This is a genomic window from Streptomyces gilvosporeus (assembly GCF_002082195.1).
GTDB lineage: Bacteria > Actinomycetota > Actinomycetes > Streptomycetales > Streptomycetaceae > Streptomyces > Streptomyces gilvosporeus.
The window spans coordinates 5,925,227-5,945,138 of sequence record NZ_CP020569.1 but is presented as its reverse complement, the minus strand read 5'-3'; the positions used below and the strand labels follow the sequence as shown (position 1 = coordinate 5,945,138).

Sequence of the window (19,912 nt, the reverse complement as noted above, 5' to 3'; positions counted from 1 at the left end):
CGTACCTGGGACGTGCGCGGATTTCGGCGGGGTGTGGACAGCACACCCGTACGGCCGGACGGGCGGTGTGCGCGGCCGCGGTGAGCGGCCGCCATCCGGCCGTTCTCCGCGGGGCACCGACGATCCGGGCGCGTTAGCCTGAAGCCTCCGCGAGGTGACGTAACGGGAGAAAACGGGAGCAAGGGAGGCACTGCGCATGGCGGTGGTCACTCCCCGGGTCTTTGTCTCCCATCTCTCCGGCATCGCCGTCTTCGACCCCAACGGCGACCCCGTCGGCCGGCTGCGGGACCTCGTCGCGCTGCTGCGGGTCGGCGCGCGCCCGCCGCGGCTGCTCGGGCTGGTCGTCGAGGTGATCAGCCGGCGCCGGATCTTCGTCCCCATGACGCGGGTGACGGGCGTGGAGTCCGGCCAGATCGTCATCACCGGCGTGATCAACATGCGGCGCTTCGAACAGCGCACGTCGGAGACGCTGGTGCTCGGCGAACTGCTGGACCGCCGGGTGCGGCTGGTGGAGACCGGCGAGGACGTCACCGTCCTGGACATCGGCATCACCCGGCTGCCGGCCCGACGCGACTGGGAGATCGAGAAGGTCTTCGTCCGCAAGGGGAAGGGCGGGGCGCTGCGCCGCAAGGGCGAGGCGCTGACCGTCGAGTGGTCGGCGGTCACCGGCTTCTCGCGGGAGGAGCACGGGCAGGGCGCGGAGAGCCTGCTGGCGACCTTCGAGCAGCTGCGCCCGGCCGACCTCGCGGGCGTACTGCACCACCTCTCCCCCAAGCGCCGCTCCGAGGTCGCCGCGGCGCTCGACGACGACCGGCTCGCCGACGTCCTGGAGGAGCTGCCGGAGGACGACCAGGTCGAGATCCTCGGCAAGCTGAAGGAGGAGCGCGCCGCCGACGTCCTGGAGGCGATGGACCCGGACGACGCCGCCGATCTGCTCTCCGAGCTGCCGGAGGAGGAGAAGGAGCGGCTGCTGGGCCTGATGCGGCCGGAGGAGGCCGCGGACGTGCGGCGGCTGATGTCGTACGAGGAGCGCACCGCGGGCGGGCTGATGACCACCGATCCGATCGTGCTGCGCCCGGCCTCGACGGTCGCCGAGGCGCTGGCCCGGGTGCGCGACCCGGATCTCTCCCCCGCGCTCGCCGCCCAGGTCTATGTGTGCCGGCCGCCGGACGAGACGCCCACCGGCAAGTACCTGGGCCTGGTCCACTTCCAACGGCTGCTGCGCGACCCGCCGTTCACCCTCGTCAGCTCGATCGCCGACACCGATCTGCCGCCCCTTCCGCCGGACACCCCGCTGCCGGAGGTGACCAGCTATCTGGCCGCGTACAACATGGTGGCCGCGCCGGTCGTGGACGAGAGCGGCGCCCTGCTGGGCGCGGTCACCGTCGACGACGTGCTGGACCATCTGCTGCCGGAGGACTGGCGCGAGGACGGCCTGCACGGCTCCGGCCCGGCCGGGCTGACCGGCGCCGCGCACCTGGGGAAGGCGGCCGATGGGCGCTGAGGAGCGGGAGGCCAGGGACCGCACGCGGGCGAACGGCGCCTCGGCGGTGCGGCGGGGCGCCGCCGAGCGGCCCCGGGTGCGCCTGGACGTGCCGCGCGCACCGCGCCGGACGTTCCTTCCGGAGTACGACCCGGAGGCGTTCGGGCGGCTGTCGGAGAAGATCGCCCGCTTGCTGGGGACCGGCCGGTTCATCGTCTGGATGACCGTCGCCATCATCGTGTGGATCACCTGGAACATCGTCGCGCCCAGCAGTCTGCGCTTCGACAGCTACCCGTTCATCTTCCTGACCCTGGCGCTGTCGCTCCAGGCCTCGTACGCGGCGCCGCTGATCCTGCTGGCGCAGAACCGCCAGGCCGACCGGGACCGGATCACCCAGGAGCAGGACCGCAAGCAGAACGAGCGCTCCATCGCCGACACGGAATACCTGACCCGAGAGATCGCGGCACTGCGACTGGGCCTGGGCGAGGTGACCACCCGCGACTGGATCCGCGACGAGCTCCAGGACCTGCTGCGGGACCTGGAACTGCGGCAGATGGTCGAGTCGGAGAGTGACGAACGCGACCGCTGACGGCCTTACCGGAGGCGCGCTTCTGCGCCGTACCATCGGGGCATGGCTACCGAGACCACAGGCGCCCCGAGCGAGGACGCGATCCGCGACGCGCTCGCGACGGTGAACGACCCCGAGATCCACCGACCCATCACCGACCTGGGGATGGTCAAATCGGTGGAGATCGCGGCCGACGGCGCGGTGGCCGTCGTGGTCTACCTCACCGTCTCCGGCTGCCCGATGCGCGAGACGATCACCAACAACGTGCGCGACGCCGTCGCCGGGGTCGAGGGCGTCACCGGCGTCAGTGTCGAGCTCGAGGTGATGAGCGACGAGCAGCGCAAGGAGCTGGCGACGTCGCTGCGCGGCGGTACGGCCGAGCGCGAGGTGCCGTTCGCCAAGCCCGGATCGCTGACCCGGGTCTATGCGGTCGCCTCCGGCAAGGGCGGCGTCGGCAAGTCGTCGGTGACGGTCAACCTCGCCGCGGCGATGGCGGCGGACGGGCTGAAGGTCGGCGTGGTGGACGCCGACATCTACGGCCACTCCGTGCCCCGGATGCTGGGTGCCGACGGCAAGCCCACCCAGGTCGAGAACATGATCATGCCGCCGTCGGCGAACGGCGTGAAGGTCATCTCCATCGGCATGTTCACCCCGGGCAACGCCCCGGTGGTCTGGCGCGGCCCGATGCTGCACCGCGCCCTCCAGCAGTTCCTCGCCGACGTCTACTGGGGCGATCTGGACGTGCTGCTGCTGGACCTCCCCCCGGGCACCGGCGATATCGCCATCTCGGTGGCGCAGCTCGTACCGAACGCCGAGATCCTGGTGGTCACCACCCCGCAGCAGGCGGCCGCCGAGGTCGCCGAGCGGGCCGGTTCGATCGCGGTGCAGACGCACCAGAAGATCGTCGGCGTGGTGGAGAACATGTCCGGGCTGCCCTGCCCGCACTGCGACGAGATGGTCGATGTGTTCGGCACCGGCGGCGGCGAGCGGGTCGCCGAGGGGCTGACGCGGACGACCGGTGCGCAGGTGCCGGTGCTCGGCGCCATCCCCATCGACGTGCGGCTGCGCGAGGGCGGCGACGAGGGCAAACCGGTCGTGCTGACCGATCCCGACTCCCCCGCCGGCTCCGCCATCCGCGCCATCGCGGGCAAGCTGGGCGGCCGTCAGCGCGGCCTGTCGGGGATGTCGCTGGGGATCACCCCGCGCAACAAGTTCTGAGGCCGGGCGGGAGGCTTCCCGCCCGACGCCGAAGGGGCGGGCCCGTACGGGTCCGCCCCTTTGTGCGTCGGCTTTCGGCGCCGGTGCGCCCCGGCCCGGTCGGCCGTCGGACGCACCGTCCGTCAGCCGTCGTACTCCGTGATGTCCTTGACGACGGAGAAGCCCAGACCATAGGCGCTCATCCCGCGCCCGTACGCGCCGATGTGCACCCCGGCGGGGCCGTCGCCCGAGGAGCCGGCCAGGACCCAGCCGTACTCGGACTCGCGGTAGCGGAACGGCATCGGCACGCCGTCGACCGGCAGCGTCAGTTCGCTCCAGCTCTCGCCGTCGAGGTCGTCGGCCAGCTCCCAGGCGAGCATGGTCTGCTGGTCGAGCCAGTCGTTGCGCAGCGCGCGGTCCATCTGGGAGGGCCAGGTGCGGGCGAGCAGCCCGGAGCCGGCGAGCCAGGCGGCCGTGGAGACCGAGGTGGCCTCCAGGGTGCCGGTGCCGTCGGCGCTGCGGCGTACGGGGCGGCTGGCGACGGTCACGACGACCGCGAACCGGTCCTCGTCCTTGCCGATCTCCGCCCTTATGGTCGGCTCGTGGCCGTGCCCGGTGGCCCCGTGCTCGACGGTGCCGTCCGCTGCCGCGCCGACCTGCATCAGCCAGCGTGGCCCGGTGAACGCCTCGTCGAGGCCGTACCACGGGAACGCGGCCAGCAGATAGCCGTCGACCTTCCGGCCGACGTCGGCGGACACCTCATCGGTCGGTGTCGGACTCGTCGTCTCCATCTGCGCGGCGCCTCCTTGTTGCCCTGCCTCGTGGGCGGCCCGCCCCCCTCAGGCGACCTCACCCCGGACACCGGGAGCATAGCCATAGGCGTCAACACAGCCGGGCATACGGGCATACTAGGTGGCGTCGGCGTCGAAAGGCGGACGCTCCTGCGACGCGGCCTGTCCGGTCCTCTTGACCAGGTCGGGACGGCCGACGGCGGCCGGTTTCTTCGTGAGGTCGGCGGGTGCGCCGTTCGAGGGGCGCGTCGAGGCATCCGGGGCGCTGTCGCGGGCGTTCACGACGTCACCGAGGTCGGCCATCTCCGAGCGGAAGTCAAAGCCGTTGCGGATCTCCTGCAACTCCTTCAGCCCGTATTCGTCCTTCTCCAGGACGTGTTTGCGCACGAAGTTCTTCGGCTTGAGGTCCTCGAACTCGAAGTCCTTGAACTCCGGGCCGAGCTCGCTGCGGATGTCCTCCTTGGCACTGTCGGAGAACGCCCGCACCTTGCGGATGAACCCCATGACGTCCTGGATGACCTTGGGCAGCTTGTCCGGCCCGAAGATCAGCACCGCAAGGATCACGAGCGCCACCAGCTCGAGGGGTCCTATGTCGAAGAACACCTTGCAGCTCCTTGGGTCAATCCGCGGCCTTCGAGGCCCGGGGCCGGACAGGGGCCGGACCGACTATCACGGTACCTGGCCCGCCGCGTCGGACGGGAGTCGCCCGCGCCAACACGGTGCAAACGATCAGTTGCCGCTGGCGGAGCCCAGCGTCAGCCGAACGGTCCGCTCCTTTCCGCCCCTTTGGAGGCTCAGCGTCAGCGTGTCGCCCGGCCGGTGGCTGCGGACCTTGACGATCAGCTCCTGACCGCTGTGCACCGGGACGCCGTCCACCTGGGTGATCACATCGCCCGCCCGGATGCCGGCCTTGGCGCCGGGGCCGCCCGCGACGACCGCCGCCCGGCCGTCCTTGCTGTGGTCGCTGACCCGCGCGCCGTCCCCGGCGTACTCCATCTCCAGCGTGACGCCGATCACCGGGTGTGTCGCCCGGCCGGTGTTGATCAGCTCCTCGGCCACCCGCCTGGCCTGGTTGATGGGTATGGCGAAGCCCAGCCCGATGCTGCCGCCCTGGGCCGCGCCGTCCGGTCCGCCGGTGGTGTCGGCCGCCCGGATGGCGCTGTTGATGCCGATGACGTGCGCCTCGGCGTCCACCAGGGGGCCGCCGGAGTTGCCCGGGTTGATGGGGGCGTCGGTCTGGAGCGCGTCGACATAGGACACATCGCTGCCGTCGCCCTTCTGGCCGCCCGCGGTGATCGGGCGCTGTTTGGCGCTGATGATGCCGGAGGTGACGGTGTTGGCCAGGTCGTAGGGGGCGCCGATGGCGACGACCGGGTCGCCGACGCGCACCGAGTCGGAGTTGCCGAGGGTGAGCGGCCGCAGGCCCGTGACGCCTTCGACCTGCACCACCGCGAGGTCGTAGCCGCCGTCCTGCCCGACGACCTTCGCCCGTGCGGTCTGGCCGCCGCTGAAGGTCACCGATATCTCGCCGTGGCTCCCGGCCGGCTCGACGACGTGGTTGTTGGTCAGGATGTGGCCCTCGTGGTCGAGGACGAAGCCGGTGCCGGTGCCCTGTTCGACGTTGCCCCGTACGTGGAGGGTGACCACACCGGGCAGCGCCCGCTGGGCGATTCCGGCGACGCTGTCGGGGTTGCGGCTGCCGCTGTCGTCCGCGGCCTGCGGAAGCTTGATGTCGTTGATGCCGCCGTAGCGCTCGACATAGGCGCCGACACCGCCGCCGACACCGCCCGCGAGCAGCGCCAGCGCCACCGCGGCGATCACCAGCGGCGCCCGGCGGCCGCGGCGGGCGGGGGGCGGCACCGGTGCGGCCGGGCCGCCGTGATGGGGCGCGCTCCAGGGGTCGTACTGCTGCCACGCGCCGGTGGGGGCCGGTGCGGGCGCGGGGACGGGGCCGGCGGCCAGGGGCGCGCGGCTTGCGGCGGAACGGGGGCCGCCGTCGCCGGGGTGCGGGACGAAGGCGGTGGTCTCGGTGGCGTCGGGCGCGGCGGGCTCGGGGCCGCCGGGCGCGGGCTTCGTCAGCGAGGGGCCGTCGGGGCCCGCGGGGGCGGGCGGCTGCGGCGGGCCGGGATAGGTCGCGCCCGGGGCCTGGGCCTGGGCGGCCGTCGCGTACGCGGGAAGCGGGGTGCCCTGCGGCGGGGTCGGGACCGGGCGCTGGACGGGGGGCGCGGGCGCCCACGGGCCGGGACCCCCGTACGGCGGTGTGCCGTACGGGTCCTCGGCGTGCAGCGGGCGCGGGCGCTCCGGCGCACCCTGCGGCGCGGCCGTCGCGGCGGCCGCGGTCTCGTCCCGTCCGTCGGCGTTCACCCGGCCGAGCGTCACGGTCGAGGCGCCGGACCGGTCGTGGCCGGGCGCCGCGGTGTCGGGTATGCCGCCTTCGGGGGCGGGGGGTCCGCCGGGTGCGGGCTCGGGGGCTTCTGCCGGGGCTGCGGCTTCGGCTTCGGCCTTAGCTGCGGTTTCGGCCTCCGCTGCGGTCTTGGCTTCGGCCTTCGCTACGGCTGCGGTTTCGGCTTCAGCTGCGACTGCGGCTTCGGCTTCGGCTTCGGTTTTCGCTTCCCCCGCGGCCGCCGGTCCGGGGACGCCCGGCACCTCGGCCGTGGCAGCGTCGGAGTCCGCCGGCGCTCCCGGCGCCCTGTCCGGTGCCGGGAGCGTCCACTCCTCGTCCTCCGCGGTGTCACCGGCCGCCTTCGCCGTACGGTCGGCGGAGGGGGCCGGTGCCTGCGGTCCGGCCTGGGTGGAAGCCGGCGGGACCGGACGTCCCGGGCGGCTCCACCACTTCAGCTTCGGCCCGGCGGCCTTACCGTCGTCCATGTTCTCCCCATTTTTCGCCCGCCTGCGTGCGGGCCACCGCCACTCGCGGCCCGCGCACCGTAACAGCGGTGCGCCGCCCAACAGGGATTCAACCAGTTCCGCGCAAGGCTGCGCAGGGTACGGTCAGCGCCGGTCGGGAGTTGTCGCGGGCGCGGCGGAACCGGCCAGGCCGTGCCGGGGCTCCAGGGGCGGAGACGGGGGGTAGGCGCGGGCGGGCACCGGGCCGGGTCCGTAGTCCACCGGGGAGAGGTGGTACGGGTCGGCCGTATCGGTCGCGGTGACCAGGGGCGAGGGGTCGAAACCGCCCGTCGGGCCCGGGAGCGCGGCATGCGCGAAGGCCGTGCCGGGGGCGTACAGGCGCATCGCGCTGGGGGCCGGGGCCACGGTGGGACCACCGGACCGGGCGATGCCGTCGCGGAAAACCCCCGTCATGAGGAAGGCGCCGTTGTATGCCGGATCGCCGCTGCCCGCCACCGGGGTGGCGCTGAGCGGGGTGACGGCCGTACCGCCGCCGTCGGTGCGGGCACCGGGGAGGTCGACGGCCGCCTCCAGAGGGAGGGCACCGCCCAGCGCGAGCGCCGCGAGCGAGACCGCACCGGCCGCCGCGAAGGCGAACCGGCGGCGCTGCGGCGCGGGCCGCTCCGCCTCGTGGACGCGGAAGCCGCGCTGCCGCGGCTGCCCCGAGATACCGGCCAGCACCCGGTCGGCCCCCCGGCCGTGTCCGGAGGCGGGGACATAGCCGAAGGAGCCGCCGCCGCGGACGACGTCACCGCGCCCGAGGCCCCCGCTGCCGAGCCGACTTCCGGGACCGCCCGGATGATCGCCGCCCGGCAAGCCCTGGAGGCGCGCCAGCAGCCCCTCGGAGGGGCCGGGGGGCGCCGCTTGGGCGAAAACGCTTTTCAGCCGGCGCTGGGCGTCGGCCTCGGCCTTGCACTGTGCGCACGTCGCAAGATGCGCGAGCACCCGCTCGCGCGCATCGTGCCCCAACTCGCCGTCGACCAGGGCCGCGAGGCGGTCGCCGAGATGCTGCTCGGCGGGGGACGGACCGCCACTGAGGCTCACGCGATCCCGACCTCCTCGGTGGCGACCACGGCCGGAGCCAGCTGCCGCCGGCGCTCTTCGGCGCGCGCCGCCGGGGAGCGGTGCGACAGCGCCTTGCGCAGATGGGAGCGGCCGCGGTGGATCCGGCTGCGGACCGTGCCGAGCTTGACGCCCAGGGTCGCGGCGATCTCCTCGTAGGAGAGGCCCTCGATGTCGCACAGGACGACGGCGGCCCGGAACTCGGGCGCGAGGGTGTCCAGCGCGTGCTGGACGTCAGCGTCGAAGTGGGTGTCGTCGAAGTGCTCCTGCGGCGCGGGCTCGTTGCTCGGCAGCCGCTCGTCGGCGTCGTCGCCGAGCGAGTCGAAGCGGATGCGCTGCCGGCGGCGGACCATGTCGAGGAAGAGGTTGGTGGTGATGCGGTGCAGCCAGCCCTCGAAGGTGCCGGGGGTGTACGACGACAGCGAGCGGAAGACGCGGACGAACACCTCCTGGGTGATGTCCTCGGCGTCGTGCTGGTTGCCCGAAAGGCGGTAGGCGAGGCGATAGACCCGTGCGCTGTGGGTGCTGACGATCTCCTCCCAGGTGGGCGGTGCCCACGCCTGCGCATCCGCGTCCTGGGCGAAAGTCGCGGTGGGTGCGGAATCGGCGGTACGGAGACCTGCAGCGGTGTGTGTCACGGATTTCGGCTCGGCAGACGACCTCTTCCAGCGCCTTCGCACCTTTCGGTCACCTGTCGCAGCCGCACCTCCCCTGGTGGCTCTGGTGGTGTCCAGTAGAGCCCCTACCATATCCACCTCGCCCGTTAGCTCCGGATAAGCAGATTTGACCTGCATTTGGTCCTGCTTCCGCCCTTGCCTGCCGTCCTGTGGCACATCCCGCGTGGTCCTCACCGGCGCATCCCCCCGCTTTTCCGCCGCTTTCCTCCCTGCCCTTTATTAACGCGCGGTCCCATCTGCGGGTTCCCGCACACAGCGGATACAGTCACGGTTGCGTCAACTACGGGGACAGGAGAGGGCCATTACCGGCAACCGGCAGACGAACTTGGCATTCGCCGAGGCGTACGGCGCCGGGACCCTCGACGAAACGGCCGAGGCCGCCCTCGGCTGGTGCCGGGAGCGGGCGCGGCAGGCCGGTATCCGTACGGTGACCACCGGCACCGGTGCGGCGCTGCGGATGCTCGCCGCCACCGCCGATGCCAAGGCCGTCGCCGAGATCGGCACCGGCACGGGCGTTTCGGGCATCTACCTCCTGCACGGCATGCGGCCGGACGGGGTGCTGACCACCGTCGACCTGGAACCGGAGCGGCAGACCTTCGCCAAGCAGGCGTTCCGCGAGGCGGGCTTCGCCGGCAACCGCGCCCGGTTCATCCCCGGCCGGGCGCTCGACGTACTGCCCCGGCTCGCGGACGGCGGATACGACCTCGTTTTCTGCGACGGGGACCTGATGGAGTGCCTGGAATACCTCGCTGAATCGTTGCGCCTGCTACGGCCCGGCGGTCTGGTGTGCTTCGCGGGCGTCTTCGCGGACGGCCGCACCGTCGATTCCGCGGTGCAGCCCGCGGAGGTCCTGCGGCTGCGGGAACTGCTGCGGGCCGTACGGGAGAGCAGTGCGCTGGTGCCGGCCCTGCTGCCGGTGGGCGACGGGCTGCTCTGCGCGGTCAAGCGCGGCTGAGGCGGGCGACGGGGCCGGGCCGAGGACACGAGCCGGGCCCGGGCGGCCGGGCAGGGGTGCGGCCGCGACCGGCCCAAGGCAACGAAAACGGCCCCGGCAGGCGGCGCGCCGCATCAGCGCGCCGCCTGCCGGGGCCGGGGTAGTGGGCCGACGGTACCGGGGCCGTGGCCCAAGACACCGCAGCGGTTCCGCCCTCGTCAGACGGTGACCTTCTCCAGGGCCTCGCCAAGCGCCTTGGCTTCGTCCGGGGTCAGCTCGACGACGAGCCGCCCGCCGCCTTCGAGCGGAACGCGCATGACGATGCCCCGCCCCTCCTTGGTCACCTCGAGCGGGCCGTCGCCCGTCCGCGGCTTCATGGCCGCCATGCTCGTTCCCCTTCCTGAAACCAGCTCATCGTCAGCCGACGGCCTCGATAGGCGCGTGTCACCGGCATCGAACACATTGCTTCCAGGCCATTATCCCGCATCGAACGACCCGATGACCAACATCGGTGAGCATCGCTTGTGCAACGCGCTCGGCCAAAACCACCCAATTCGGGGAGGGGGCTGCGATACTTCGCCACTCGCCGCCATCCGACGCGCCCCGGTTGTTTGACGTACGTCACATGCCGACCGCCGATGATCTCCGGCATCCTGAGCGCTGACTGCCTCTGCCGGGCAGTCCAAGCCGCGACGGAGGGGACCCCACCATGGCCGACACCGTGCTCTACGACGTGACCGACGGACTCGCGACGATCACGCTCAACCGCCCCGACGCGATGAACGCGCTGAACATCGAGGCGAAGGTCGCGCTGCGCGACAGCCTCCGGGAAGCCGCCGCCGACACTGCCGTGCGGGCGGTGCTGCTGACCGCCACCGGGCGCGCCTTCTGCGTGGGCCAGGACCTCAAGGAGCACATCGGGCTGCTGGCCGAGGACCGGGCGACGGGGTCGGGCGACACCATGAACACCGTGCGCGAGCACTACAACCCCATCGTGACGGCGCTGGCCGGGATGCCCAAGCCGGTGGTCGCGGGCGTCAACGGGGTCGCGGCGGGCGCGGGGGCGGGCTTCGCGCTGGCCGCCGACTACCGGGTCGTCGCCGAGACCGCGTCGTTCAACACCTCGTTCGCGGGCGTGGCGCTGACCGCCGACTCCGGGGTGTCCTGGACGCTGCCCCGGCTGATCGGCCACGGCCGGGCCGCCGATCTGCTGCTCTTCCCGCGCAGCATCGGCGCCCAGGAGGCGTATGAGCTGGGCATCGCCAACAAGGTCGTCCCGGCGGAGGAGCTGGCCGCCGAGGCGGCGGCCGTCGCCCGCCGGCTGGCCGAGGGCCCGACCGCCGCCTACGCCGCGATCAAGGAATCGCTGGCCTACGGAGCCGGGCACTCGCTCGCCGAGACCCTCGGCAAGGAGGACGAGCTCCAGGTCCGGGCCGGGGCGTCGGAGGACCACCGGATCGCGGTCGAGGCGTTCGTGAAGAAGGAGAAGCCGGTCTTCCTGGGCCGCTGACCCGGCAGCCGACCCCTCGGTCCCCGGACGTCGCTCCGGTGGCCGCCGGTCCGTCTGCCGCCTGCCCCGCTCAGCCGGTCGCCGCCGCCTCCGCCGTCGTCCGTGCATGACAGTCCGCCAGATGGTCGTTGACCAGGCCGCATGCCTGCATCATCGCGTAGGCGGTGGTCGGGCCGACGAAGCGGAAGCCGCGCTTTTTGAGGTCTTTGGCGAGCGCCGTCGACTCCGGGGTCACCGGCTGCACATCGCCGACGGTGCGCGGCACGGGGCGGCCTGCCCGGTCGGGCGCGTAGGACCAGATGAGGGCGTCCAGCTCGCCGGGGGCCAGCGCGGTGGCGACCTTGGCGTTGTGGATCGTCGCGGCGATCTTGAGGCGGTTGCGGATGATCCCCGGATCGGCGAGCAGCCGCGCCGCGTCCTCGTCGGTGAACCGCGCCACCGCGGCGATCTCGAAACCGGCGAAGGCGGCCCGGAAGCCGGGGCGGCGGCGCAGGATCGTGATCCAGGAGAGCCCGGACTGGAACGCCTCCAGGCTCATCCGCTCGAAGAGCGCATCGTCGCCGTGGACCGGCAGGCCCCATTCGGTGTCGTGGTAGGCGCGGTAGTCGGCCATCTGCTCCGACTCCATCCCCCACGGGCAGCGCGGAATGCCGTCCGGAGCCGTCACCACACCACTCGTACTCATGCCCGTCCCCCGTCCGTCTCGTCGCCCTTGTCGTCGCCTACGCCATGCTCGCCGCCCGCACCGGCGGGCCCGGTCTCCGCGCCGTCGACACCGGCGGACGGTGCGGCGGGCCGCGCGTCCGCTCCCCCGCCCGGCCCCGTCTCCCGTATCAGCTCCTTGCCGCCCATCGCGGCGGCGTGCGCCCCGGCCAGCGCCGCTTCCAGCTCGGCGATCCGGGCGTCGCGCTCGGCGAGCTCGGCGCCGAGGCGGTCCAGGGCGTCGTCGACGTCGTCCATCCGGTAGCCGCGGACGGTCACCGCGAAGCGAACGGCGTCCACATCGGCGCGGGCCAGCGGGCGGTCGGCGGGCAGCGGGTCGTGCAGCCGCTGCGGCTCGGCGTCCCGCAGGCCACCGCCCCCGACGCCGTCTCCCCCGCCCACGACGACGAGGGTGACCGCGGCCACCACCACGACCATCGCGATCAGCAAGAACCAGAACACGACCAACTCCCCGGACTTGTGCCTGCCACCGATCGTGCCATGCGGGTCTGACAGTTAGTGTCGCTCCCGGACCACGGAGAGGGAGTCAGGGAATGCTGCGGCTGGGAAATCGCGAGTTCGGTGCGCATGAGCCGGTGATCATGGCCATCGTCAACAGAACCCCGGATTCCTTCTACGACCAGGGGGCCACCTTCCACGACGAGCCGGCGCTCGCCCGGGTGGCGCAGGCGGTGGCCGACGGCGCCGCGATCATCGACATCGGCGGGGTCAAGGCCGGTCCCGGCGAGGAGGTGACGGCGGAGGAGGAGGCCCGCCGCACGGTCGGGTTCGTCGGCGAGGTGCGCAAGCGGTTCCCCGATGTGGTGATCAGCGTCGACACCTGGCGGCACGACGTCGCCGAGGCGGTCTGCGAGGCCGGGGCGGATCTTCTCAACGACGCCTGGGGCGGGGTGGACCCGGCGCTCGCCGAGGTGGCCGCGCGCTACGGCGTGGGCCTGGTGTGCACCCACGCGGGTGGCGTCCAGCCGCGTACCCGTCCGCACCGGGTGACCTACGACGACGTGATGGCCGACATCCTGCGGGTGACGCTGGGGCTGGCGGAGCGGGCCGTGGACCTGGGCGTACGGCGCGACGGGATCCTGATCGACCCGGGGCACGACTTCGGCAAGAACACCCGGCACAGCCTGGAGGCGACCCGCCGGCTGGGCGAGATGACCGCGACGGGCTGGCCGGTGCTGGTCTCCCTGTCCAACAAGGACTTCGTCGGCGAGACCCTCGACAAGCCGGTCAAGGACCGGGTGCTGGGCACGCTGGCGACCACCGCCGTATCGGCCTGGCTGGGCGCGCAGGTCTACCGGGTCCACGAGGTCGCCGAGACCCGTCAGGTGCTGGACATGGTGGCCTCCATCGCCGGCCACCGGCCCCCGGCGGTGGCCCGCCGGGGACTGGCGTAGGACGGCGGCCCGCTCCCGCGGGCCCACGCCGGCCCGTCGGACGGGCCCTGGATCCCGGCCTCCTCAGATCCCGGCTTCCTTGGTGACCAGCGCGACGGCCTCTTCCACGTCGTCGGAGACGTGGAAGAGTTCGAGGTCGTGCGGGGAGGCCTTGCCCTGGGCGATGAGGGTGCCGCGCACCCAGTCGATCAGGCCGCTCCAGTAGGCCGCGCCGAACAGCACGATGGGGAAGCGGGTGACCTTCCGGGTCTGGACGAGGGTGAGCGCTTCGAACAGCTCGTCGAGGGTGCCCAGCCCGCCGGGGAGGACGACGAAACCGCGGGCGTACTTCACGAAGCAGGTCTTGCGGACGAAGAAGTAGCGGAAGTCCACCCCGAGGTTCACATACGGGTTCATGCCCTGCTCGAAGGGCAGCTCGATACCCAGGCCCACGGAGATCCCGCCCGCCTCGGCGGCGCCCTTGTTGGCCGCCTCCATGGCGCCGGGCCCGCCGCCGGTGATCACCGCGAAGCCGGCCTTCACCAGGGCCGCGCCGATCCGTACGGCGGCGTCGTACTCGGTGGACTCGCGGGGGGTGCGGGCGGAGCCGAAGACGCTGACGGCCGGGCCGAGCTCGGCCAGCGCGCCGAAGCCCTCCACGAACTCCGACTGGATGCGCATCACCCGCCAGGGGTCGGTGTGCACCCACTCGGAGGGGCCTTCGGAGTCCAGCAGCCGCTGGTCCGTCGTTCCGGGCTGCACCTGGTCGTGACGGCGCAGTACGGGACCCAGCCGCTGCTCCTCGGGGGTCGGTGCTCCCTCGGGGTTGGCCATGACGTTCTCCCTCCGCTGGGCGATCGTTGCCGCTTCAGCGTAGATCCACCGATGTTACGCGGAGGGGAATTCCGCCGGTATAAGTGCAGGCGGCGGGCGGTCCCGGGCTCTGTGGCGGTCCCGGGACCGGTGCGGCGGAGGGGGCTCAGCTCGTCAGCCAGGCGCGCAGCCGCTCCTCGCAGTGCAGGATGCGGTCGACCTCGACCCGTTCGTCCTTCTTGTGCGCGAGCAGGGCGTAGCCGGGTCCGTAGTTGACGGCCGGGACGCCGAGCGCGCTGAAGCGGGAGACGTCGGTCCAGCCGAACTTGGGCAGCGCGCTGCCGCCGACGGCCTCCATGAACGCCTTGGCCGCCGGGTGGGACAGGCCCGGCAGCGCCCCCGGGGAGTGGTCGTCGATGACGAACTCGTCCACCGGGCAGTCCGCGAACACCTCCTTGACGTGCGCCAGCGCCTCCTCGGGGCTGCGGTCGGGCGCATAGCGGAAGTTGACGGTGACCGTGCAGGCGTCGGGGATGACGTTGTTGGCGACGCCGCCCTCGATGGCCACGGCGTTGAGGCCCTCGCGGTATTCGAGGCCGTCGATGACGGGGCGGCGCGGTGCGTACGCGGCGAGCTTCGCCAGGATCGGGGCGGCGGCGTGGATGGCGTTGGCGCCCATCCAGCTGCGGGCGGAGTGCGCGCGCTCCCCGGTGGTGCGCAGCAGGACCCGCAGGGTGCCCTGGCAGCCGCCCTCCACCTGGCCGTCGGAGGGCTCCAGGATGACGGCGAAGTCGCCCGCGAGCCATTCGGGGTGGGCCTCGGCGACGCGGCCGAGGCCGTTGAGGTGGGCGGCGACCTCTTCCTGGTCGTAGAAGACGAAGGTCAGGTCGCGGTTGGGCGCCGGCACGGTGGCGGCCATCCGCAGCTGGACGGCGACGCCGGACTTCATATCGCAGGTGCCGCAGCCCCACAGGACGCCGTCCTCGTCCAGCCGGGAGGGGACGTTGTCGGCGATGGGGACGGTGTCGAGGTGTCCGGCGAGCACCACCCGCTCGTCGCGTCCCAGGTGCGTACGGGCGACGACGTTGTTGCCGTAGCGGTCGACGGTCAGGTGCGGCAGCGCGCGCAGGGCGTGCTCGACGGCGTCGGCCAGATCCTTTTCCGCGCCGCTGACGGAGGGCATGTCGACGAGCTGCGCGGTGAGCTGCGCGGCGTCGAGCGACAGGTCGAGGGCGGGGCGGTGTGCGGAGCTCTGCATGGATCCGACCCTATCGGCAGCACTCCAGTACGGTGGCCCCGTGTCCGTCCCGTCCAAAGCCCCCGCCTCCCGTAAGCGCCCGTGGCGTATCGCCGCTGCCGTCGCCGTGCTCCTCGGGCTGGCCGCCTATCTGGTGGTGCAGTACATCACCGGCGGCCCCGGTGCACCGCACTGCACGGTGCAGGCCGCGGGCGACGAGGCGCCGTACGAGCTGACCCCGGAGCAGGCCGCGAACGCCGCGACGATCGCGGCGGTGGCGTCCTCCCGGGAGCTGCCGGAGCGTGCGGTGACCATCGCGCTGGCGACCGCGATGCAGGAGTCGGGGCTGCGCAACATCGACTTCGGCGACCGGGACTCGGTCGGCCTCTTCCAGCAGCGGCCGTCGCAGGACTGGGGCACGGTGCAGCAGATCCTGGACCCGGTCTATTCGGCCGGGGAGTTCTACCGGCATCTGGCGAAGGTGCCCGGCTATTCCCGGCTGCCGCTGACGGTCGCCGCGCAGAAGGTGCAGCGCAGCGGCTATCCGCAGGCGTATGCGAAGCACGAGGCGAATGCGGCGCGGCTGACCGGGGCGCTGACCGGCCGGGACGGGGCCGCGCTGGTGTGCAGCCAGAGCCCCCCGGTGGACGGCAAGGCCGGCGGGGTCGCCAAGGTGCGCGAGCAGCTGGTGCGGGAGTTCGGGCCCGAGGTGCTGCCGCGGACCGAGGGCACCGGGGGCAGGTCGGCGGCCGGGGAGCGCAGCATCACGGTGCCGGTGCAGCCGGCCGCGGACGGCGACCGCGTGCGGCGCGGCTGGGAGCTGGCGTCCTGGGCGATGGCCCACTCCGCGGAGCTGCGGATCGAACAGATCTCCTACGCGGGCCGTCTGTGGTCGGCGGCCGATGCGGGGAAGGGCTGGCAGACGAAGCCGGACCCCGCGGGCGCGGGCGCCGACGGCGTGCGCCTGGTCACCGCGCAATAGTCCGCCGCATCCCCCGATCGGGGCGAGACCCTCAACTCCCTTTCCTGGAAGGCGCGTTGCGCGAAAGGCGCATCTCCCGTCCGGCAATTCCCTTGCCCCGCAAGAGGTGTGACGTTTCCGCATTCCCGCGGGCCATGGGCATATCAGCACGCGTCCCTCAGGTCCGATGATGTGAGGGGTTACCAACTCTTTACCTGAGTTCACCGCAACCTTCGGAGATCTGACGCGGTAGTCAGGACGTCCGCCCGGCGGGCCTGGCACATCGCCAGACATACGAGTCTCACGAGTCTCAGTAGCACGCGTCCGAAGTACGAGTCCCTCTCCGTAAAAGGAGCACCATGTCCCTCCCCGTTACGCGTCGGATCGCCCGAGCCGCCCTGCTCGTAGCCGCAGGCGCCGCTCCCGTGGTGGCCGCGGCCGGCTCCGCCGAGGCCGTCGCCCTGCCCCAGGCACCCGGCGTCGGGAGCCTGTCCGCCCTGGACACCGCGGGCGTCAGCCAGCCCCTGGAGCACGGTGCCGTGACGGGCGCCGGCCTGGTGAACGAGGCGGGCAAGGAGACCGCGATGACCGCGGTCCCGACGGTGGTCGGCGCCACCTCCCCGGTGGTTGCGGAGGTCCAGCCGGCCTCGGCGTACGGCGCCAAGAAGGCGGCCGAGGCCGGCGCCTATGCCGCCAAGCACACCCTGTCGCCCGAGGCGCTGGCCAAGAAGGCCCACGAGGCGCGCAAGACCCCCAAGGTCCACGGGGCACCCGTGCCGGCGCAGGCGGGCGGTCTGCTCGGCGGTCTGCCGGCCCACGCGGTCACCCTGCCGGGCCTGAGCAGCTGACGGTCCGCACCACGCGCCGGGGCCCGGGGAGATCCGCTCTCCCCGGGCCCCGGCGCGTTCGGCTGCGTCAGCGGCTGTGGCTGTGGCTCACTCCGCCAGGCGGCGCACCGCGGCGTCCACCCGCTCGTCGGAGGCGGTGAAGGCGATCCGTACGAACCGCTCGCCCGCGGCCCCGTAGAACTCGCCGGGCGCCACCAGGATGCCGCGCTTGGCGAGATCGCCGACGGTGTCCCAGCAGGGCTCGTCGCGGGTCGCCCACAGGTAGAGCGAGGCCTCGCTGTGCTCGATGCGGAAGCCGGCCGCCTCGAAGGCGGTGCGCAGCGCGGCGCGGCGGCGGGCGTAGCGCTCGCGCTGCTCGGCGACGTGCGCGGTGTCGCCGAGCGCGGCGACGGTGGCGGCCTGGACGGGCGCGGCGACCATCATGCCGCCGTGCTTGCGGATCTGGAGCAGCTCGCCGAGGACGGCGGCGTCACCGGCCAGGAAGGCGGCGCGGTAGCCGGCCAGGTTGGAGCGCTTGGACAGCGAGTGGACGGCGACGATCCCGTCGTACGAGCCGCCGCAGACGTCCGGGTGGAGCACCGAGACCGGGTCGGCCTCCCAGCCCAGCTCCAGGTAGCACTCGTCGCTGAAGACCAGGACGCCGTGCTCGCGGGCCCAGGCCACGGTGCGGCGCAGCTCGTCGGCGCCGAGCACCCGACCGGTGGGGTTGGACGGGGAGTTCAGCCACAGCAGCTTCAGGCCCGTGGGATCCAGTTCCGTGGGCTCGTCGTAGACGACCGGCTCGGCGCCCGCCAGCCGGGCGCCGACCTCGTAGGTGGGGTAGGCCAGCCGCGGGTAGGCCACCTTGTCTCCGGGGCCCAGGCCCAGCTGCGTCGGCAGCCAGGCCACCAGTTCCTTGGAACCGACCACCGGCAGCACATTGGTGTGCGCCAGCCCGCGGGCACCCAGCCGCTCGCCGGCCCAGCCGGTCAGCGCGTCACGCAGCGCCGCCGTCCCCCACACCGTCGGATATCCGGGGCTGTTCGCCGCGTCGGCCAGGGCCTGCTGGATCACCGCGGGCACCGGGTCGACCGGGGTGCCGACGGAGAGATCGACGATGCCGTCGGCGTGTGCGGCGGCGGTGGTCTTGTACGGCTCCAGCCGGTCCCAGGGGAAGACGGGAAGGCGTGAGGATACTGCGCCCACGATCGGTGCTCACTTTCTCAGGCGGGGTGGCGCGGGGGCCGGCGGCGCACAAAAAACCGCGGTCCCGTACGGCATCGGGGCCGTACGGGACCGGGTGGCGCCGAGCGACCCGCTGGTGACCGCGGAGGCGGGAGGGAACGGACGGGCGCCCTCCCGGTCCCCGGGCTGTTACTGGTTCTGCGGCGGCAGCGCTGCGATGAAGGGGTGGTCGCGCTCGATCAGGCCGAGCTTGCTGGCGCCACCGGGCGAACCGAGCTCGTCGAAGAACTCCACATTCGCCTTGTAGTAGTCCTTCCACTCTTCCGGAGTGTCGTCCTCGTAGAAGATCGCCTCGACGGGGCACACCGGCTCACACGCACCACAGTCGACACATTCGTCCGGGTGGATGTACAAGGACCGGGAACCCTCGTAGATGCAGTCGACGGGGCACTCCTCGATGCATGCCTTGTCCTTGACGTCGACACAAGGCTGCGCGATGACGTAGGTCACGCTGTCGTTCCTCCTCAGTAGGGCCGGCGGTCCGATAGGCAGTACCGCCGCTGGGCGCGCGGGAGCGCGGCGTCGTCGATGCCCGCCACCTAGTATCTCCGTTCCCTGGCACGAGACGAACAAGAGGGGCGGGAAGAGCGATGGAATTCATGGCCCGCGGCCGCGCGGAAGTCCGGATCACCCATGCTGACGTGGGCAAAAGGGTATCTGTTCGCCGTCTGACCGGGGGTGGGCCGGGGGAGGCCGCGTTCACCGACGCGGTCGGCGTTCTCACATCCTGGGACGAGGGTGTGCTGAGCATCACACGGCGCACGGGAGCGACCGTACGGATCGAGGAGTCCGCACTGGTCGCGGCCAAGGTTGTTCCCGCCGCCCCGGCCCGTAGAAGGGGCCCGGCGGCCGATACCCGCGAGCTCCAGGAGGTCGCCGCCCGCGGTTGGCCGGCCCTGGAGACCGCACGTCTCGGGGACTGGACGCTGCGCGCCTCCGCGGGATTCACGCGGCGGGCGAATTCCGTACTGGCCCTCGGCGACCCCGGGCTCCCACTGGACGCCGCGCTGGAGCGGGTCCGGCAGTGGTACGGCGAGCGCGGGCTGCCCGCGCTGATCACGGTCCCCACCGGCCGGGCGGACGCCGCCGATGCGCTGGCGGACGCCCTGGCGGAGCGGGGCTGGCCCGCGGAGGCGGAGACGGTCGTACGGACCGGTGCCCTGGCGCCGCTCGCCGACGCCTCCCCCGGCTCCACCGGGGACGCGCCTGCCCGCGTCGCCCTGGCCCGGGAACCGGACGCGGAGTGGCTCGCGCTGTACCACCGGGCCGGCGGGGCGGCGGAGACCGCGGCCGCGCTCAAGGTGCTGACCGGCGGCCCCTCGGTGTGGTTCGCGTCCGTTCCGGGGCCGGACAGGCACCCCGCGGCGATCGGCCGGGTGGTGGTCGACGGGCGCTGGGCAGGCTTCGCGGCGATCGAGGTGGCCCCGGCCCAGCGGCGCCGGGGGCTGGCCACACGGGTGATGGCGGCGCTCGCCGAACAGGCCCTTTCGGAGGGCGCCTCGGCCGCATACCTCCAGGTGGAGGCGGACAACGAGGGCGCCCGCGCGCTCTACGACCGGCTCGGGTTCGCCGACCACCACCGCTACCACTACCGGCGGGCCCTGCCGGGCTCCGCCCGCTGAACG

21 protein-coding genes are annotated in these 19,912 nt (G+C 72.8%); 9 read left to right on the top strand and 12 right to left on the bottom strand.

Going from position 1 to position 19,912, the window contains the following annotated elements; genetic code table 11:
* Window positions 1-196 precede the first annotated feature (196 nt).
* Genes B1H19_RS26665 through B1H19_RS26655 form a run of 3 tightly spaced genes read left to right on the top strand, consistent with a single transcriptional unit; the run spans window position 197 to window position 3,269 of the window.
* A complete protein-coding gene (locus B1H19_RS26665; RefSeq protein WP_083107279.1) occupies window positions 197-1,504 on the top strand; it encodes a magnesium transporter MgtE N-terminal domain-containing protein in 1,308 nt (435 codons plus the stop codon).
* Window positions 1,494-2,072, top strand: coding sequence for a DUF1003 domain-containing protein (locus tag B1H19_RS26660; RefSeq protein ID WP_083107278.1), 579 nt, complete (start codon window positions 1,494-1,496; stop codon window positions 2,070-2,072). Before B1H19_RS26665 ends, B1H19_RS26660 begins: the two co-directional genes overlap by 11 nt.
* Before the next feature lie 42 nt (window positions 2,073-2,114).
* A complete protein-coding gene (locus B1H19_RS26655) occupies window positions 2,115-3,269 on the top strand; it encodes an Mrp/NBP35 family ATP-binding protein (RefSeq protein WP_083107277.1) in 1,155 nt (384 codons plus the stop codon).
* 122 nt (window positions 3,270-3,391) lie between these two features.
* On the opposite strand, the gene B1H19_RS26650 is transcribed toward B1H19_RS26655, so the two are convergent.
* From B1H19_RS26650 to sigE, 5 genes are all read right to left on the bottom strand, one after another.
* A complete protein-coding gene (locus B1H19_RS26650) occupies window positions 3,392-4,039 on the bottom strand; it encodes a hypothetical protein (RefSeq protein WP_083107276.1) in 648 nt (215 codons plus the stop codon).
* 117 nt (window positions 4,040-4,156) lie between these two features.
* Window positions 4,157-4,642, bottom strand: coding sequence for a sec-independent translocase (locus B1H19_RS26645; RefSeq protein ID WP_083107275.1), 486 nt, complete (start codon window positions 4,640-4,642; stop codon window positions 4,157-4,159).
* A gap of 126 nt (window positions 4,643-4,768) precedes the next feature.
* On the bottom strand, window positions 4,769-6,907 hold the full coding sequence (locus B1H19_RS26640; RefSeq protein WP_083107274.1) for a S1C family serine protease: 2,139 nt from the start codon (window positions 6,905-6,907) through the stop codon (window positions 4,769-4,771).
* Between the two features lie 123 nt (window positions 6,908-7,030).
* The gene (locus B1H19_RS26635; protein ID WP_083107273.1) at window positions 7,031-7,969 is read right to left on the bottom strand and encodes an anti-sigma factor family protein; all 939 of its coding nucleotides are present in this window, start codon (window positions 7,967-7,969) and stop codon (window positions 7,031-7,033) included.
* A complete protein-coding gene (gene sigE / locus B1H19_RS26630) occupies window positions 7,966-8,736 on the bottom strand; it encodes an RNA polymerase sigma factor SigE (protein ID WP_083107272.1) in 771 nt (256 codons plus the stop codon). The genes B1H19_RS26635 and sigE overlap by 4 nt, the downstream gene beginning before the upstream one ends.
* A 199-nt stretch (window positions 8,737-8,935) precedes the next feature.
* Here sigE and B1H19_RS26625 point away from each other — a divergent pair, with 199 nt between their 5' ends.
* Window positions 8,936-9,619, top strand: coding sequence for an O-methyltransferase (locus tag B1H19_RS26625; RefSeq protein ID WP_083107271.1), 684 nt, complete (start codon window positions 8,936-8,938; stop codon window positions 9,617-9,619).
* Between the two features lie 197 nt (window positions 9,620-9,816).
* On the opposite strand, the gene B1H19_RS26620 is transcribed toward B1H19_RS26625, so the two are convergent.
* On the bottom strand, window positions 9,817-9,984 hold the full coding sequence (locus B1H19_RS26620; RefSeq protein ID WP_003985072.1) for a DUF3117 domain-containing protein: 168 nt from the start codon (window positions 9,982-9,984) through the stop codon (window positions 9,817-9,819).
* A 323-nt stretch (window positions 9,985-10,307) separates the two neighbouring features.
* Here B1H19_RS26620 and chcB point away from each other — a divergent pair, with 323 nt between their 5' ends.
* A complete protein-coding gene (gene chcB / locus B1H19_RS26615; protein WP_083107270.1) occupies window positions 10,308-11,108 on the top strand; it encodes a 2-cyclohexenylcarbonyl CoA isomerase in 801 nt (266 codons plus the stop codon).
* Window positions 11,109-11,178: 70 nt separating this feature from the next.
* Here the strand turns inward: chcB and B1H19_RS26610 are convergent, their stop codons facing one another.
* On the bottom strand, window positions 11,179-11,793 hold the full coding sequence (locus tag B1H19_RS26610) for a DNA-3-methyladenine glycosylase I (protein WP_083107269.1): 615 nt from the start codon (window positions 11,791-11,793) through the stop codon (window positions 11,179-11,181).
* Window positions 11,790-12,272, bottom strand: coding sequence for a DivIVA domain-containing protein (locus B1H19_RS26605; RefSeq protein ID WP_083107268.1), 483 nt, complete (start codon window positions 12,270-12,272; stop codon window positions 11,790-11,792). Before B1H19_RS26605 ends, B1H19_RS26610 begins: the two co-directional genes overlap by 4 nt.
* A 92-nt stretch (window positions 12,273-12,364) precedes the next feature.
* Between B1H19_RS26605 and folP the strand changes: the two genes are divergently transcribed.
* Complete coding sequence (gene folP / locus B1H19_RS26600; protein ID WP_083107267.1) at window positions 12,365-13,225, top strand: dihydropteroate synthase; 861 nt, start codon at window positions 12,365-12,367, stop codon at window positions 13,223-13,225.
* A 63-nt stretch (window positions 13,226-13,288) separates the two neighbouring features.
* Here folP and B1H19_RS26595 read toward each other — a convergent pair whose 3' ends face one another.
* Together B1H19_RS26595 and dapE are read right to left on the bottom strand one after the other, a co-directional pair.
* Window positions 13,289-14,038, bottom strand: coding sequence for an LOG family protein (locus B1H19_RS26595; protein WP_083107266.1), 750 nt, complete (start codon window positions 14,036-14,038; stop codon window positions 13,289-13,291).
* Window positions 14,039-14,183: 145 nt separating this feature from the next.
* The gene (gene dapE, locus B1H19_RS26590; protein ID WP_083107265.1) at window positions 14,184-15,275 is read right to left on the bottom strand and encodes a succinyl-diaminopimelate desuccinylase; all 1,092 of its coding nucleotides are present in this window, start codon (window positions 15,273-15,275) and stop codon (window positions 14,184-14,186) included.
* Between dapE and B1H19_RS26585 the strand changes: the two genes are divergently transcribed.
* Window positions 15,274-16,236 carry a VldE C-terminal domain-containing protein gene (locus tag B1H19_RS26585; RefSeq protein WP_083107264.1) on the top strand — a complete coding sequence of 321 codons (963 nt, stop codon included), beginning with the start codon at window positions 15,274-15,276 and terminating at the stop codon, window positions 16,234-16,236. The genes dapE and B1H19_RS26585 overlap by 2 nt on opposite strands.
* Window positions 16,237-16,574: 338 nt before the next feature.
* Entirely contained in the window at window positions 16,575-17,063 is a 489-nt protein-coding gene (locus tag B1H19_RS26580) for a hypothetical protein (protein ID WP_083107263.1), read from the top strand.
* Window positions 17,064-17,150: 87 nt separating this feature from the next.
* On the opposite strand, the gene dapC is transcribed toward B1H19_RS26580, so the two are convergent.
* Window positions 17,151-18,248 carry a succinyldiaminopimelate transaminase gene (gene dapC, locus B1H19_RS26575; protein ID WP_083107262.1) on the bottom strand — a complete coding sequence of 366 codons (1,098 nt, stop codon included), beginning with the start codon at window positions 18,246-18,248 and terminating at the stop codon, window positions 17,151-17,153.
* Between the two features lie 168 nt (window positions 18,249-18,416).
* Entirely contained in the window at window positions 18,417-18,737 is a 321-nt protein-coding gene (gene fdxA / locus B1H19_RS26570) for a ferredoxin (protein ID WP_018089397.1), read from the bottom strand.
* A gap of 140 nt (window positions 18,738-18,877) precedes the next feature.
* Here fdxA and B1H19_RS26565 point away from each other — a divergent pair, with 140 nt between their 5' ends.
* The gene (locus B1H19_RS26565) at window positions 18,878-19,909 is read left to right on the top strand and encodes a GNAT family N-acetyltransferase (RefSeq protein WP_083107261.1); all 1,032 of its coding nucleotides are present in this window, start codon (window positions 18,878-18,880) and stop codon (window positions 19,907-19,909) included.
* The last annotated feature ends 3 nt before the right edge of the window (window positions 19,910-19,912 follow it).